The organism is Paenibacillus sp. FSL H3-0310 (assembly GCF_038002785.1).
Taxonomy (GTDB): domain Bacteria; phylum Bacillota; class Bacilli; order Paenibacillales; family Paenibacillaceae; genus Paenibacillus_AQ; species Paenibacillus_AQ odorifer.
The window spans coordinates 1,510,196-1,526,054 of the sequence record NZ_JBBODC010000001.1 but is presented as its reverse complement, the minus strand read 5'-3'; the positions used below and the strand labels follow the sequence as shown (position 1 = coordinate 1,526,054).

Genomic DNA, 15,859 nt, shown 5'->3' with positions numbered 1-15,859 from the left:
ACTTTTTGAGTATATTGATCTATCGTATCTATTCGGTAGATTAATAACTAATATATATCAAAAAACTTGTGAGGTGTTTCTTTTGAAGACAGTCGCAGATTACATGGCGGAAGCACTACGTAACCTTGGAGTCACCCATTCTTTTGGGATCATTGGCAAATCCATTTGTCCAATAGTTCTAAAGATGGTGGATTACGGTATTGAATTTATTCCCGGCAGACATGAAGCAAGCTCCGGATTCGAAGCAGCAGGGTATGCGCTGAAAACGGGTAACCTAGGCGTAGCATTTGGTACTTCGGGTCCTGGGGGAACTAACCTGCTTACAGCAGCAGCACATGCGAAAGCTAACAACCTACCTGTCCTATTTATTACCGGCCACCAATCCATTACAGAGCTTGGAATTCCTCAATGTCAGGACTCCACCTCTTTTCTGGCTGATTTAGCTGATATGTTCAAACCTGCCACCTTGTTCAGTAAATTGGTTGAACGTGGGGATCACTTTGGTACTATTTTTAATCATGCGATTTCTGTGGCCCTGACCAAACGGGGTCCTGTTCATCTTTGTATTCCTTTTGATGTACAAACTGAAGTATTGGAAGAATGCAATATAGTAATCCCAGAAAGAGAATCTCTAATTAGTCAAGCTAATATCGATAGAGTCATCGATGCTATTCAAGCTGCTAAGAATCCTTTGATTATTGCGGGTAAAGGAATTAACCGCTCCGGAGCACATAAAGAGCTTGTTCAACTCGCAGAAACTTTTAATATTCCTGTAGTAACATCTCCAGGTGGAAAAGGGGCTATAGTCTGGGATCACCCACTCTATCATGGTCCTATTGGCGTTGGCGGTTCGACCCACGGGGACGATTTATTGAATAAAAGCGATTTATTTATAGTGCTTGGATCACGTTTAAGTGATATGACCATCTGTAATCTTAAACGGGAGAATCATCCAGCAACTTTAATTCAATTTGATATTGATCCAACCTTTGTCGGAAAAATACTATTGTCCAAAACGATACCGGTCACTGGGGACCTGCGCGATAATTTGGTGCACTGCCTAAATCATATTGACCCAAACACAATCACCAAACGTGAGGCTTTGGCCGATGCGGATTATTCAGAAGAGCTTCCAACCCTCAAGAATCTTTCCCTTGCTTCGGTAATGAGCACTTTAAGTGATTTGATCCCTTATAATAATTCAATTTTCGTTGATGATGGAAGTCATGGATTCCACGCTGCAAAATGGTACAAGGTTAAGAAACCGGGCAGCTTTGTTTTTGATGCGTATTTTGCTTGCATGGGTAATTCGATCGGCATGGCTATTGGTGCAAAAGTTGCTGCTCCTGAAGAAACTATCCTCTGCATTACAGGTGATGGTTGTTTCATGATGCTCGGCGCTGAGATTAACACCGCTGTCTGCAAAGATATCCCTGTCATCTTTATCGTGGTCAATAATAAGCAACTAGATATGGCTCTTAAGGGTATGGAGAAAACCACAGGTCGTATCGATGGAACTCTATATGAAGTACCAATGGACGCCGTAAAATTCGCTGAATCTCTAGGTGCTAAAGGCTACAAATGTGAGAATGCGGATGAATTCACAGCTGCAATTAAAGATGCGGTAGCTCTAAACCATGTTGCCGTTATTGAACTACTAACAGACCGTGATGAAGTCCCTCCGACTGCACACCGTACTTTGAACCTAAACTAGGAGGCTAACCATGAAGGAAAATATCAACAGTGGTCTCAACCACTTCACGAATCTATCAGGAGACTATGGCGCAAAAGCACTAGCTCCAATTAAAGACCACTTCCCTGACTTGGCTGAATTTATTATGGGGAATGCCTATGGCGATATTTTTCAACGTAATACTATAGCCCCTGACTGGAAGGAAATCGCAGTCATTTCATCTTTAATTTCAATGGGTCAATTCGAACAGTTGGGCGTTCATTATGTCATGGCCCTTCGTGTTGGAGTTACCGTAGAACAGCTTAAAGGTATTCTATTACACTTAGTACCCGTTATAGGGGCACCTAGAATCATTACAGCTTTTAATATCCTGCTTGCAACCATAGAAGAAATCCAATAACCCAACAGTTCGACAACAATATACAAAATTCGACTTTATTATTGCATACACTTGAAAAATATGCCTATAATAGAGTCGGAATATCCCATTACTTGCTGTATAGTGTCGAATTTTGACTTTTATAAAACAGCTAAATGGATATACATGGCTGGATATTGCAGTCGAACTGTTTTGGACAAATTCAATCTATGGGAGAGATTTAGGCATGGGAAGTTTCGTTTTGAAGACAGACACTACAAACAAGGTTATTAACATTGAGTTAGATGGAACATTTTCTGAAGAAGATGGTCTAAAATCTATTCAAGCTTATCAACAAACTATCAATCCAATTACTCCAGCTGACTATGAACTAAAAATCGACTGCAGAAAGCTAAATGTAACTGCACCAGATGTTGTACCTCTTTTAGAAAGCTGCTTTGTAATGTTTAAGAATGATGGATTTGTAAAAGTAAATCTAACGCTTGAAAATAACCCGATCCTCAAAATGCAGCTTTCCCGTCTTGGCCGTAAAGCTGGACTCGATAACATCGAGATCATTTCTGCGGTTACAGTCTAGATCTTTTAATCTTAATATGTAGGCCACATTTTACTGCTTTCCTGGAGGCGTATTATGACCGGAATTCGTATTAAAGGCATTGATATCTATCATCCCAGCAATATAGTTGGTAACGACTTTTTCATTAAGCATTTTGACGAAAAAGGCATTGATATTCGAGGTCTATTATCCGCATTAGGTCGTATTACACGGTATAGTATTAAGGATGCGGATGAGAATTCCCTTACGATGGCTTTTGAGGCTGCCAGGAATGTTCTGGAGAAAAGTGGTCTCACAGGTGCCGATATCGACCTTATTGCCTATGCAAGTCAAACTCCTGAGTATATCTTTCCTACCAACTCATTAATGATTCACCGTTTGATCAAAGGCGCATCCCATACGATCTGCATTGACAGTAATGCTAATTGTGCGGGTATGACGGCTTCTGTGGAACAGGTTAGCCGTCAGATGCAAGCGAATCCTAGGATTAAACGAGCGTTGGTCATCGGCTCCGATTATGTAACCCCTCATGCCGATAAGAATGATCCAGTCTATTACGCTAACTTCGGTGATGCAGCGGCGGCAGTCATTCTTGAACAAGCTGAGGATGTGGTCGGTTTCATTGACTCTATCTACCAAACGGATCCTTGTGTTTGCGATAATTCCAAGTTCCCGTGCGCAGGCCTGGCTAAACTGGGTAAACAAGGTGTAGCGGCTGGAGAGTTTAATGTGAAGTTTATTCCTTTTGATAATTCCATTTGCATAGATGCTGCTTCTGAGTCTATTCGTACTCTACTGTCTAACAACAATATCGCGCCTGAAGCCATTAAAGCAGCCTGCTTCTCACAGTTTTCATTGCCTAATATCTTAGAGATGTGTGAGAAAGTCGGCATTGATCGCAATGTAGCGGTATACATAGGGGATGAATTCGGATATACCTCTACCAGCAGCCCATTTATTGCTCTACATAAAGCTGTAACTACTGGAAAGATCGAACGTGGTGATAAAGTCCTGTTCTGGACAGTGGGTGCCGGTTGGCAAAATGTAGCATTTGTTATTGAATATTAGGAGCTGTATAACAAAAAGCGGCAAGCTAGGGATTCACCTAAGCTTGCTGCTTTTTAATATAAATATGAACGCAACATCAGGACTTACTCGCAAAGGTGAGCCCCTTTTCCGCGAGAGCACTCCGTAATAGGACGATCGCCTTTGGCCCCAATCCATGTAGCTGCAGAAGCTCTGCTTCAGTAAGCTTGCTGAATTGTTGAAGCTGAACATATCCAGCCCCATGCAGGGCTCGAAGCGCCGGCTTAGATAGTCCGCCCGGCAGATCAGATTCGGTTCCGTTGACCATAGATATATACAGCTCCTTTATCACTGATATCCTTCATGCTTCTCCCAACCCATGGTACGCGCTACAGCGTCCTTCCAGGCGTTGTAACGACCTTCCCGCTCAGTTATACCCATCTCAGGCGAGAAGACCCTCTCAGCCTTGTTGAAGCTCTCTAGCTGGGCACGTGTCCAGACTCCGGACGTTAACCCGGCCAGAAGCGCCGCACCCAAAGCTGTTGTCTCCGCATAGGTTGTTCTAGTAACCTCACTGCCCAGGATATCAGACTGGAATTGCATCAGCAAATCGTTACGCACAGCTCCGCCATCCACACGAAGGCCGGTCAATGGCATGCCTGCGTCTTTTTCCATAGCTCCTATTACATCTCTAGATTGAAAGGCTAAGGACTCCAATGTAGCTCGTACCAGATGTCCTGAGGTAGTGCCTCTAGTAAGGCCAAATATGGCTCCACGGGCATACATATCCCAATAGGGTGCCCCCAGTCCGGTAAACGCAGGCACAACGATAACCCCTTCACTGTCCTCTACTTCCCGTGCTTTATCTTCTGAGCCTGCTGGCTCCTCTATAAGACCAAGACCCTCCTGCAGCCACTGAACAGCCGCTCCGGCCACGAACACACTGCCCTCTAGGGCATAATAGAGTTCATCTCCCATACCCCAAGCTACAGTGGTCAACAAGCCATGACTGGAGGCTACAGCTTCTGTGCCTGTGTTCATTAGAATAAAACAGCCTGTACCATAGGTGTTTTTGGCACTGCCGGGTTCTAGACAAGTATGTCCAAACAATGCGGCCTGTTGATCTCCAAGTACAGAGCGAATTGGAATGTCCGCCCCGAACCACTGTTTGTCTGCTACTCCAAATTCGCCGCCAGACATTCTTACTTCTGGCAGGATGGCACGCGGAATACGGAGCTCTTCCATTAGCTCTTCATCCCAGCACCGTTCATGAAGATTAAACAGCATCGTACGTGAGGCATTGGTAACATCCGTGACATGTACGGCTCCGCAAGTAAGTCTCCAAATTAACCAGCTGTCGATCGTCCCTGCTAGAAGTTCCCCACGATTCGCCCGTTCTCGGGCGCCATCCACATGATCCAGTATCCAGGAGATTTTGGTAGCTGAGAAATAAGCATCTACAACAAGGCCCGTCTTGCTCGCAATAACTTGCTCCAGCCCTTTACTTTTAAGTTCTTCACATTGCTCTGCAGTACGCCTGTCCTGCCACACAATCGCAGGGTATATCGGTTTGCCAGTTATTTTATCCCAGATTAAAGCTGTTTCTCTCTGATTGGTTATTCCGATGGCAGAGATCTCCTCAACTGCTATGCCACCCCGCGCAATCGCATCTCTTGCCGCTGCGAGCTGTGACGCCCAGATTTGCTCAGGGTCATGCTCTACCCAGCCTGGATGGGGGAAGGATTGTTTAACTTCATATTGACCTTGTGAGACCCATTTAGCCTCCGTATCGAACAATATGGCTCGTGAGCTGGTAGTACCTTGGTCTAAAGATAAAATCATTCTATGCCCTCCCAAGCAAAACCTACAAGATATGTTCCACGATGAACAAGATTAATGTGTTTGTTTCAACAAAAAGCACCTCTGCTGTCAGAGGCGCTATCACACATTGTGTTTGGAATTACTGTTTTTCGACAGGAAGTCTTAGCGTAAAGGTTGTACTTTCGCCTAGTTTGCTTGAAGCTGAGATGGTCCCGTGATGCGACTCTACAATATTTTTAACAATCGCAAGCCCAAGTCCCGTTCCACCTGATTCTCCCCGTACACGCGCCTTATCAGCTTTGTAGAAGCGGTCGAATATATACGGCAGATCCTCTGGTGGAATTCCAACCCCTTCATCCTGAATTTTAATCTCAAGATAACGACGGCCTTCTAATACACAAGTTCCTGTATGAACCGTGATTTTTTTGCCACCCTGTGTGTGGCGAAAAGCATTATCGAGTAAATTGGTTAAGACTTGTTCCAGTTTATCCTCATCCGCCGCCTTCAGAACAGCAATATCACTCTCTTGCTGTAAGTGAAGATGGATATCGCGCTCTTTCGCACGTACAGAAAATTTACGGTAGACTCGTTCCAGCAGTTCGTTCATGTCCACCTGAGCTTTCATCATATCCGTATGTCCGGCTTCCATTCGGGCAAGATCAAGCAAATCCTTAACCAGACGCCCCATACGCAGTGATTCGTCATGAATGACCTGGATCAGCTCACTGCTTTCTTCAGGGGATGAAGCCATCCCGTCCAATAAAGCCTCACTGTACCCTTGCATCATCGACAATGGAGTACGGATTTCATGGGAGACATTAGCTACGAAGTCTCTGCGCATCTTTTCCAGACGCACCTCTTCCGTCACATCCCGCAGTACAGCAACTACTCCCCGAATGCTGCCTTCAGAATATAACGGTGCCATATGAACAGACCAGACGCCCTGCCGTACATGTACATTGGAGCGGTCATCGCCACCTTGCTTCAAGGTGCTTAAAAATAAAGGACGCAAGGGAGGAGGAACACTGCTCTCAGTCGTTTCGGGATGGAGCTCAGCATCACTCGCATGTTCCCACTGCAAATCGCTCCAGCTCTCTAGCAGAGCTTGGCCATGCGGATTGGTCAAAATAATCTGCCCTTCAATGTCAAAGGTGATCACAGCATCGCTCATACTGCGCAGTACGCTAGACAGATGCCCCTTCTCATGATGCAGACTGCGAATGTTCTCTTCAAGCTCCTCAGCCATATGGTTAAAGGAAGTCGCCAACTGGCCAATTTCATCACTTGTGACAAGCGTAAGCCTTGTTCCGTATTCACCCCGGCGAATGTTATTCGCAGCTTCAATGACACGCTGCATCGGCTGAGTGATTTTGGTAAACAAAAACAACGCAAAAAATGTCGTCAAAGAAAATCCGATCATACAAGTATACATAAATAAACGTTTGATATCTCCGGAATTGGCAAAGTTACTGTCTATGTAGGGAAGCAAAAATAACCCCAAGGTAATAAGCACGACAGCGACCAGGCAGATGATCGTAACCCACAGTTTGCCGACAAGACTTCTCCAGAAGTTCACTTATTTAGGTACCTCTAGTTTGTAACCTACGCCCCATACGGTCGTAATCATCGCTGCAGATTCCGGTGATACTTTATTCAGTTTTTCACGAAGACGTTTTACGTGAGTATCTACAGTACGCAAATCTCCGAAAAATTCATAATTCCAGACATCCTTAAGCAGTTCTTCACGAGAAAATACTTTATCAGGCGAAATAGCCAAATAATGCAGAAGTTCATATTCTTTAGGTGTCAAACTTACTTCTTCACCACCAGCAGTCACACGGTGAGCATCATGTTCAATAATAAGATGAGTAAATACAATGTTATTGCTGGAATTGCTCTCCTTGGACAAGAAAGCAGTCGCCGAAGAACGGCGCATAATAGCCTTCACCCGGTAAATGACTTCACGTGGACTGAAGGGCTTCACAACATAATCGTCTGCGCCCATCTCAAAGCCTTGAACACGGTTGATCTCTTCGCCTTTAGCTGTAAGCATTAAGACCGGTGTTGACTTCACTCCTCTGAGTCTTGTCAGCACTTCCATCCCATCGATGCCAGGCAGCATAACATCCAGCAAAATTAGACCGTAGTCATTTGCTGTTGCTTTACGAAGAGCGATTTCTCCGTCTTCCGCTTCATCGATTTCATAACCTTCTTTTTCAAGATACATCTTTAGCAGGCGGCGAATACGTTCCTCATCATCCACTACCAGAATTCTGTTTAAATGATCTGCCATTTCACTACAACCCCTTCATCAATACAGTAGAACGTAACCTTTAAACCATTGTGCAACGTTAACAGGTAAACTATGCTCAGTCCGTCCCCGCGTAAGAATGAAGTCCGGCGATGACTAAATTAACGCCAACCAGAGTAAACATTACGACCAGAAAGCCAAGCACAGCCAGCCAGGCAGATTTTCTTCCTTGCCATCCACGAGCCAAACGTAAATGAAGATAAGCGCTATAGAAGAGCCAAGTGACAAGCGCCCAGACTTCCTTAGGGTCCCATCCCCAGAATCTTCCCCAAGCGATTTGCGCCCATATCATTGCAAAGATCAAAGCGCCTAATGTGAAAATAGGAAAGCCAATGGCTATCGCCCTATACGTAATCTCATCTAGATCGCCCTCATCAATTCCGTCCATCACTGGGTGTAAAGCAGTGCCCAGCGGTTTACGTACGATCAAGCGAAGAACTCCGTAGAGGATTAATCCGGAAAGGAGTGACCAAATTACAGTATTAAACTTCCGTCCAGCATTTACACCATTCATCCAAGATGGTGCCTCAAAGAGTGGTTCTTTTATGCCAAGAAACGACTGGAAGCTCTCAATTTCGCTATTGTGAGGTGCCACAATCGGCGGCATTCGATAACTCACTTTCTCTATTGTACTATTTTCCTGCCCGGGGCTGTCAATCGTAACGTTCGGACGGACAAAAACAGTTTCATAGCCTGCTCCGCGGAATGCAAAAACAGAACCCAGAAACCCAATTATAACAATGATTGAAAAGAGAGTAAATTCGACCAGCCTCTGTTGCTTGCGATCCGCCTTCTCTTTACTGGAAAAATTGACTGTTCGCAGCAGATACATCAGTCCCGCCGCAAACCCTACTGCGAAGAAGGATTCACCTAGTGCAGCCAGTGTTACGTGAATCTTTAAGTAGTTCGATTGAAGAGATGGAATCAGCGGCTGTACTTCCTGTGGAAATACTGCGGCATAAGCCATCACAATAATACTGATTGGAACTGCAAAAAGACCCAAGATTACCTTACGATAAATAGCGTACATCACAGTAAAGGCAACCATCACCATCATCGATAAAAAAGTCATGAACTCATACATGTTGCTGACCGGAATATGCCCTGAGCCCGCCCAGCGTGTAAAGAAATAAATAAGATGAAAGATAAGACCTATTGAAGAGAAAATAAAAGCAATTTTGCCCCAACGTGCGGTATGTTCCTCCGGCTTGCGGCCTGACCACTTGCGACCCATGATGGCGATAGTGAATAACATAAACGAACCGCTGTATAATAAAAATGCGGCAATAAAGACAGCGCTGCTGATGTCGAGCAAGCTCATGAAAGGCCTCCTCCATTATCTAATGATTTTTCATCGACTACCAGATCTACTTTTTCTAAAATAGAAACGATCTCACGGCGGAACCCGAACCAGTTCTTGTTCGTATGTCCTCCGAGGATAAGCTCCCCGTTAGCAACGGTAAGCCAGATACGTCTATGCTGCCAGTAGAAGCCAAGCACTAAACCCAGCATCACGATTGCTGCACCTAGCCATACAAACGGCATTGCACGATCAATACGTATATTCAAGTAAGTAGTCGATTCCGAAAAATCAACGTCGCTCATGTTGTCCACTTCAAGCTCAAGAAATCTATTGCTCCCGCCAAGCTTATCGTTAATGGCAGCCTGTTGAAACTGCGCCTTATCCACCTGTTTAGGAAAATAGAAATACTGCTGCCCTTCCACCGGGAGATCCGGACCTTGTATCAGGAACAAAAAAGCAGGTGCATTCGGATAAGGTGATTTGGAAATCGGCTGACCCTCCTCATTTAGACCAAAATCCATATACTTTTCTTTCAAAGTTAAAGTATAAGGACCCGCCTGAATTGCCCGCTGAGGGTTCTTCATGTCCAGCTTAAATTTGCCGTACGCCTCGCCAGTGGTGGAATTCTTAAGCTCAGGCTGTACCGAACGCAGCACAGGGGTCAGATCATAATCAAACTGATACGCTTTCAATCCTTTATAATCCAAAGGTGAATTTACTTGGATATCATGTTTCGTCACCTCGGATAGCTGCGGTTCCTTCGAAGGGTCTCCACAATCCGCGGTGCATTCATAAAGCACAGCTTGGGTCTGGAATAGCTTTGGAAGTATTTTTTTGCCGCGAAATTCCTCAGGCATCTCTTCCTCCGTATAAAACTCCACGGTAAATTTCTCATTTTTCAAATAATAGGTGGTGTCCGGAATCTGTGTGATCTCCCCTTGCGGGAAAGCAAGATGCTGATCCATGTTCAGTCCCGGCAATCCTCTTGCTAATACAGCAAGTAAAAAAATAATTAAGCCAATATGTATTACATAAGGTCCCCAGCGGCTGAAGCGATGTTTCTCTGCCAGCAGAGCCCCTCCATCCGTCTTCACGCGATAGCCCTTTTTACGCATAGGCTGAATTACCCGGGCTACCCAAGCTTCTGGTTCCTCTTGTACTTCAGTCACTAACACAGCTTTTTGCCGAGTTAAGAACTGACGATGTTTCCGAATCTTCTGTCTGGTTAAAGCCTTATAGAGCGGAAGTACTCGATCCAAGCTACAGATCACAAGTGAAGCGCCGATCATTACGAGTAGAGTTACAAACCACCAGGATTCGTATGTATGTGAAAGTCCAAGTTTGTGATAAATATATCCGGCTGTTCCGTACTCTTGCTTGTAATAAACTGAGGCATCAATATTAAGAAAAGTACTCTCCTGCGGGAAAATCGTCCCCAGCATAGAGCCTATAAGTGTCAACACGATCAGATAGATCGCTATTTTGACGGAAGAGAAAAAGTTCCACACCCGATCAATAATCCCCGGGTTAACGCGCTGAGATCGGCGAGCTACGCCATCGTAACGCATTTCCAAATTCTCGCCCCAGTCTGATTCCTTCCCCAACGGCTTCCCGCATGCTTCGCATAAAACAGTACCTACAGGGTTCTGGTGACCACATTCACATTTGGTATTGGTTATAAATGCCTCGCGTTCACTCATCAATCCACCAGCTTCCCAATTTGATCATCAAGTGAATTCAAATCAAGCTGGCCGATATGAATGTTGTCAATTTTACCCTTGGAATTAATGAATAAGGTAGTTGGCAGCGGAGAAATACCATAACTTCGTACAGCATCACGTCCAGTGTCCATCAAAATCGGAAAATCGATGTTTACCTGCTTCACAAAATTCTCGACAGTCATCCGGTCTTCGCCCACATTAATGCCTAAGACCACTACGTCTTTGTCCTTCCATTTCTCCCATTGCGCTTGGAGAGCCGGCATTTCTTTGACACAAGGTGCACACCAAGAGCCCCAGAAATTAAGCACAATAGTCTTGCCCTTATATTCGTCTAGGGTATGAGCCAGACCGTCAAGCCCAAGCAAATCAAAGGAAGGTGCTTTGCTCCCTTCCTCTGGTTTGCCGCTTCCCCCAAATACAGAGGAACCGATGGCATAACCGCCCACTATAACAATTAGAAACAGAATTACGATTTGAATTGGTTTTCTTGCTTTACCCACACGTAAAGCCCCCTTCTGTGACGCAACTCATACTTATGTTGTAAGGTGTGAACATCCTATGAACATTATAGCGAATTTCGTCACAGCTTTAGGGGGTTTAATTGTGAATATTCTGTGTCTTTATGACTCTTTACGTGGAGTTCTTTCTTTAAGCAATCCTGCTTTGGCAATTTGCTGCAGATGGTTAATTTCATCCTTGGTCAAATGACGGTAAGAGCCACGTTTGAGATTTTGCAGCATAATATCCCCGAATGAAATCCGTTTCAGACGGAGTACGGGGTGTGAAATCGCATCAAACATGCGTCGTACCTGACGGTTACGTCCCTCGTGAATCGTGATGCTGATAACCGCTTCCTTATTTGCCTCATCAATATCCTTGTACTCTACTTCCGCAGGCGCTGTCATGCCATCTTCCAGCTTGATGCCAGCTTTCAGCTTGTCCAATGCAGTGCCATGCGGTATACCCTTGACCGTAGCATGATACGTCTTAGGTACATGATGCTTCGGATGAGTCAGCAAGTTAGCAAAGTCCCCATCATTCGTCAGCAGCAGCAAACCTTCCGTATCGTAATCGAGCCGGCCTACAGGGTAAACCCGTTCAGTAATTCCTTTTAGGTAGTCCGTTACAACCTTACGACCCTTTGGATCGGAAGCGCTTGTGATTACTCCCTTAGGTTTGTTGAACATAATATAGATTTTGTTCTCGCCCCGGATCAGTCTACCGGAAACTTTAATAATATCTGTTGCGGGGTCCACCTTCGTGCCAAGCGTAGTTACGAGTTCCCCGTTGACTTCCACTTTACCGGCCAAAATCATTTCTTCACACTTGCGTCTGGACGCCACACCGGCCTGCGCCAAAATTTTCTGTAATCTTTCCATATTCGACTAGTCACCTCAGATCAATGATAACCATCAGAGGGATAAATCACAAGTTCATTCCAAGGAAAAAATGCTCCTGGGCAGGAATTATTGTGGGGTTCGATGATTAAAGGGGAGATTTGGTAGCGTTCTACTAATTCTAAAACAAGTTTAGCCGTTGCAAAAAGCTGCTCCTGCCTTCCGGATATTGGAGGATCGCCCACTTCCTTACCAAAATCACCTTCCAAACAAATATGAATATACTCCGGATCTGTCAGTAGCGGTGCTGCATAAATCGCGCCATCCACTCCTACCCAGAAGTCAAAACCTTTACCGTTAATGGATGTGCAGCTAGAATGATGCAGAATAAAGCCTTTATAGTTCATTGCGGAATGCCCCCCTCCACATTGCTGCAATAGCATATGTTCAGGGGGGCAATGGGGTGACTATCCAAATAATAGCAAACACACAGCGATCGCGGCGACAAAGCCGACAACATCGGAGAACAGGCCAACCTTAAGCGCATAACGGCCATTCCGTACGCCTACAGCCCCAAAGTAAACGGTCAAAACATAAAGCGTAGTATCTGTGCTCCCCTGTATGGTGGAAGCAATCATACCAATTAAAGAATCCGGACCATGCACACGGATTAGATCCGTAGTGTAAGCAAGCGACCCAGTCCCCGTAAGCGGCCGCAAAAGACCAAGCGGCAATACTTCTGCCGGAACACCAAGCCCCCGCAGGGCTGGGGATATGAAGCCCATAAAAAAGTCCAGCGCACCGGAAGCGCGAAAAACGCTGATCGCAACCAGCATCCCCACAAGATGGGGAATAATCGCAATGGCCGTGCCAAACCCATCTTTCGCACCTTCAACAAAGGATTCGTAGACTGGCACTTTGCGCGTAAAAGCATAGAGCGGGATGAACGTGATCATGACCGGAATCGCCCATGCCGATATGAGACTGATAAACTGGTACAAATCACGTTCACCCTTTCAATGAGGAATTAGGGAGTGTTGTCTTCGCCAAAGGAGGAACCCCGGACTTTGCTGAAGGGGGCTTCGGCGGTTTGCGCAATAAAGTCAACCTTCGGAAAAACCGGTCTGCCGCAATCGCTGCAAGTGTAGCCACGGCCGTTGCTGCAAGTGTTGTACCTACTATGCCTGCGGGATCGGCTGAACCATAGTTTAACCGGATGGCAATCAGTGTGGCCGGGATAAGCGTAATGCTTGCTGTGTTAAGCGCTAGAAGAGTACACATGGCTGGTGTCGCGGTCTCTTTATCAGGGTTGAGCTTTTGCAGCTCCTGCATCGCCTTGATGCCCATTGGCGTTGCGGCATTGCCTAGTCCGAGCAGATTAGCACTCATATTGGAGAGAATATATCCTATGGCAGGATGCCCTTTCGGCACATCAGGGAATAAAAAAGCTACGACAGGGCCAAGCACCTTGGCAATCTTTTTAAGCAAACCTGCATCTTCTGCTATCTTCATAATCCCAAGCCAGAACACAAGCACACTGATTAAGCCAAAACTTACCGTTACCCCACTCTTGGCTCCGTCGAATACGGCGGCTGTAAACTCATCCATTCTGCCGTTAACGGCGGCGAACAGAAAACCGATGATGATCATTCCTAGCCAAATCCCGTTAATCATGGATACGCCTCCTTCTTCATTCATCAGCCCATTTTCTTATTTCGAACTCGCTCCCATTTCAAATAGAGCCTTCAGTGCACTGCCCAGCGCCTGGAACCAATTATTTGCCGGGTAAGCCTGTGCTAGTGTTGGACTGTACTTTTTCATATAAGCAGATTGCTCAGGAGGCAGGTTCTCAGGAGTATACACCGGCACGCGACCTATTTCTTTTCCGCCCAGCTCCAGCACAAGCGCTCCTTGCAATCCAAAATTCGCTCGTGTAGCTTCGGCTGAAGCACTTTCCTTCTGATTTAAAACAAGTTTCGTGATCACTCTATTTTGTTCACCTTGTCCAAGTGGATAAGCAAAGGTTTTGGAGGTTACAAAGTTATAGCCCGTCACGGCATCACCACGTTCGATCAGTGTTTTGAGCGGATAGTGATTAAACCCGAAGTTTAGCAGGGAAGCATGATCATTCCAGTCATCGCCGTCATTTATAGTAACTGCGACAAGCTGCTGGCCGTTTCTGGTGGCAGAGCTGACAAGGCAGCGCAGTGCTTTTTTTGTATAACCTGTCTTTACACCGTCCGCTCCCTCGTATAAATACAGCATCTTATTTTTGTTTCTCCATTTGTAATCCCATTTCTCATTTGGATTGTCTGCAGTTTTCTCCTGCGTCTTCACAATTTCTTTAAATACAGGATTATGAAGAGCATAAGCGGTCAGAACAGCCAAGTCGTTAGCACTAGAATAATGCCCTTCAGCGTCAAGACCATGGGGATTAGCAAAATGAGTATGGGTTAGCCCTAGCTCCTCAGCCTTAGCGTTCATAAGGTATACAAAACCTTCCTCAGAACCACCGATATGCTCAGCGATCGCCGTTGCTGCATCATTCCCTGAGCGCAGCATCAGGCCATACAGCATATTTTCCAGCGTCATCTCTTCTCCCTGCTGCAAGTAAATAGAAGAGCCTTCTTTCGCATAGGCATTTTTTCCTACTTTGACTTTAGAGGCTAAATCACCATTCTCAATGGCGACGAGGGCGGTCATAATTTTGGTCAAGCTGGCAATAAGCATAGGCTCATCCCCACGGCTGCTGTACAAAATACGCCCAGATTCCACATCAATCAGTGCCGCTGCTCTTGCATGTGTAGAGATAGAGCTGTTCTCGGCCTGAATTGAAGATAGCGGCGCCAGAAGCAGCAGCGAAAGGCACAATATTAAGGCGAATGGCCATTTACGGGTTATTGTCTTCATGTTCATCCTCCGGCTTCTTATCGGATCTTAAGTAAAAGTGTTTATGTTGTACAAGTGTATGCGGACCAGCCTTAGGGTATGTCCACTCCTTAGGATGTTCCACACAAAATATCCCCACAACGTGAGGCTTTGCTTCGATACATTCTCAGGTAATTTGGGGATCAAAATATACTTTCTGGCACGTCAAAAAAGGGACACCGCCTGTGTATGGCGATATCCCCGAGGCTATTTGTAGAATTATGTGTACCTAATGAGTTGAAGATTGAGATGTACTTGGATCGGTTTTAACAGGTGCTGCTGCCGGTGTGGCAGGTGTTGGCGGCGTTTGAGCTGCAGCATTGCCGGTTTGGAACATCGTTTGAATTTTGTCGATGAGCCCTGGTGTTGCATCGATGATTTTTTCGAATAGGTGCGTTTGATTGTCCAGAGGGACAATATTCACTCCATCCTTACCTACCACTAAAAAAGCGATCGGTCGAATGGAGACGCCTCCCCCGCTACCTCCACCAAATGGAAGCATTTTGACTCCACCTTGGGAGCTTGAACCACTTATAGAATCTTCTACTCGATAATCACTACCACCAGCAGCAAATCCAAAGGCAACTTTACTGATAGGCAGGATAATGCTGCCGTCAGGGGTTTGTACTGGATCACCGACAATGGTATTCACATCTACCATACCCTTGATATTTTCCATCGCTGTTTGCATTAGGCCTTGAATAGGATGGTCGCTCATATTGTTTCCTCCTTTAATTGAGTACGATTTCTCTTTCTTCTACAGCGTATATCATCCCCACATCCG

17 protein-coding genes are annotated in these 15,859 nt (G+C 45.5%); 4 read left to right on the top strand and 13 right to left on the bottom strand.

All coding sequences use genetic code 11. The features are described 5' to 3' along the window. The first annotated feature begins 73 nt into the window (after nucleotides 1-73). The 4 genes from MHH63_RS06790 to MHH63_RS06775 all read left to right on the top strand — a co-directional run bounded on the left by MHH63_RS06790 (nucleotide 74) and on the right by MHH63_RS06775 (nucleotide 3,696). A complete protein-coding gene (locus MHH63_RS06790) occupies nucleotides 74-1,714 on the top strand; it encodes a thiamine pyrophosphate-binding protein (protein WP_143760464.1) in 1,641 nt (546 codons plus the stop codon). A gap of 10 nt (nucleotides 1,715-1,724) precedes the next feature. Next, nucleotides 1,725-2,093 (top strand): carboxymuconolactone decarboxylase family protein, encoded by a 369-nt coding sequence (locus MHH63_RS06785; protein ID WP_036676184.1) that lies wholly within the window; start codon nucleotides 1,725-1,727, stop codon nucleotides 2,091-2,093. 112 nt (nucleotides 2,094-2,205) lie between these two features. Then, nucleotides 2,206-2,649 carry a hypothetical protein gene (locus MHH63_RS06780; RefSeq protein WP_248548483.1) on the top strand — a complete coding sequence of 148 codons (444 nt, stop codon included), beginning with the start codon at nucleotides 2,206-2,208 and terminating at the stop codon, nucleotides 2,647-2,649. A 54-nt stretch (nucleotides 2,650-2,703) separates the two neighbouring features. After that, entirely contained in the window at nucleotides 2,704-3,696 is a 993-nt protein-coding gene (locus tag MHH63_RS06775; RefSeq protein ID WP_076127476.1) for a ketoacyl-ACP synthase III, read from the top strand. A 76-nt stretch (nucleotides 3,697-3,772) separates the two neighbouring features. Here the strand turns inward: MHH63_RS06775 and MHH63_RS06770 are convergent, their stop codons facing one another. From MHH63_RS06770 to ytfJ, 13 genes are all read right to left on the bottom strand, one after another. Then, nucleotides 3,773-3,982 carry a DNA-binding protein gene (locus MHH63_RS06770; RefSeq protein ID WP_076127474.1) on the bottom strand — a complete coding sequence of 70 codons (210 nt, stop codon included), beginning with the start codon at nucleotides 3,980-3,982 and terminating at the stop codon, nucleotides 3,773-3,775. A gap of 20 nt (nucleotides 3,983-4,002) precedes the next feature. Further along, a complete protein-coding gene (gene glpK, locus MHH63_RS06765) occupies nucleotides 4,003-5,496 on the bottom strand; it encodes a glycerol kinase GlpK (protein ID WP_076213562.1) in 1,494 nt (497 codons plus the stop codon). Between the two features lie 118 nt (nucleotides 5,497-5,614). Next, nucleotides 5,615-7,051 (bottom strand): ATP-binding protein, encoded by a 1,437-nt coding sequence (locus MHH63_RS06760; RefSeq protein WP_341171335.1) that lies wholly within the window; start codon nucleotides 7,049-7,051, stop codon nucleotides 5,615-5,617. Beyond that, nucleotides 7,052-7,768, bottom strand: a complete 717-nt coding sequence (locus MHH63_RS06755) for a response regulator transcription factor (protein WP_036676174.1) — start codon at nucleotides 7,766-7,768, stop codon at nucleotides 7,052-7,054. It lies immediately after the preceding gene. Between the two features lie 76 nt (nucleotides 7,769-7,844). Then, nucleotides 7,845-9,107 carry a cytochrome c biogenesis protein CcsA gene (ccsA, locus tag MHH63_RS06750; protein WP_036676173.1) on the bottom strand — a complete coding sequence of 421 codons (1,263 nt, stop codon included), beginning with the start codon at nucleotides 9,105-9,107 and terminating at the stop codon, nucleotides 7,845-7,847. Next, entirely contained in the window at nucleotides 9,104-10,789 is a 1,686-nt protein-coding gene (resB, locus tag MHH63_RS06745) for a cytochrome c biogenesis protein ResB (RefSeq protein ID WP_076192222.1), read from the bottom strand. Before resB ends, ccsA begins: the two co-directional genes overlap by 4 nt. Continuing rightward, the gene (locus MHH63_RS06740) at nucleotides 10,789-11,310 is read right to left on the bottom strand and encodes a redoxin domain-containing protein (RefSeq protein WP_038572444.1); all 522 of its coding nucleotides are present in this window, start codon (nucleotides 11,308-11,310) and stop codon (nucleotides 10,789-10,791) included. The genes resB and MHH63_RS06740 overlap by 1 nt, the downstream gene beginning before the upstream one ends. A gap of 120 nt (nucleotides 11,311-11,430) precedes the next feature. After that, nucleotides 11,431-12,189, bottom strand: a complete 759-nt coding sequence (locus MHH63_RS06735) for a pseudouridine synthase (protein ID WP_036676166.1) — start codon at nucleotides 12,187-12,189, stop codon at nucleotides 11,431-11,433. 20 nt (nucleotides 12,190-12,209) lie between these two features. Further along, on the bottom strand, nucleotides 12,210-12,554 hold the full coding sequence (locus MHH63_RS06730; protein WP_038572446.1) for an N-acetylmuramoyl-L-alanine amidase: 345 nt from the start codon (nucleotides 12,552-12,554) through the stop codon (nucleotides 12,210-12,212). A 60-nt stretch (nucleotides 12,555-12,614) separates the two neighbouring features. Then, the gene (locus MHH63_RS06725) at nucleotides 12,615-13,148 is read right to left on the bottom strand and encodes a spore maturation protein (protein WP_036676158.1); all 534 of its coding nucleotides are present in this window, start codon (nucleotides 13,146-13,148) and stop codon (nucleotides 12,615-12,617) included. Between the two features lie 7 nt (nucleotides 13,149-13,155). Then, the gene (locus MHH63_RS06720) at nucleotides 13,156-13,821 is read right to left on the bottom strand and encodes a nucleoside recognition domain-containing protein (protein ID WP_076127464.1); all 666 of its coding nucleotides are present in this window, start codon (nucleotides 13,819-13,821) and stop codon (nucleotides 13,156-13,158) included. A gap of 36 nt (nucleotides 13,822-13,857) precedes the next feature. Then, nucleotides 13,858-15,063 (bottom strand): D-alanyl-D-alanine carboxypeptidase family protein, encoded by a 1,206-nt coding sequence (locus MHH63_RS06715; RefSeq protein ID WP_076192224.1) that lies wholly within the window; start codon nucleotides 15,061-15,063, stop codon nucleotides 13,858-13,860. A gap of 241 nt (nucleotides 15,064-15,304) precedes the next feature. Beyond that, nucleotides 15,305-15,793 (bottom strand): GerW family sporulation protein, encoded by a 489-nt coding sequence (gene ytfJ / locus MHH63_RS06710; protein ID WP_076127461.1) that lies wholly within the window; start codon nucleotides 15,791-15,793, stop codon nucleotides 15,305-15,307. Nucleotides 15,794-15,859: the final 66 nt, after the last annotated feature.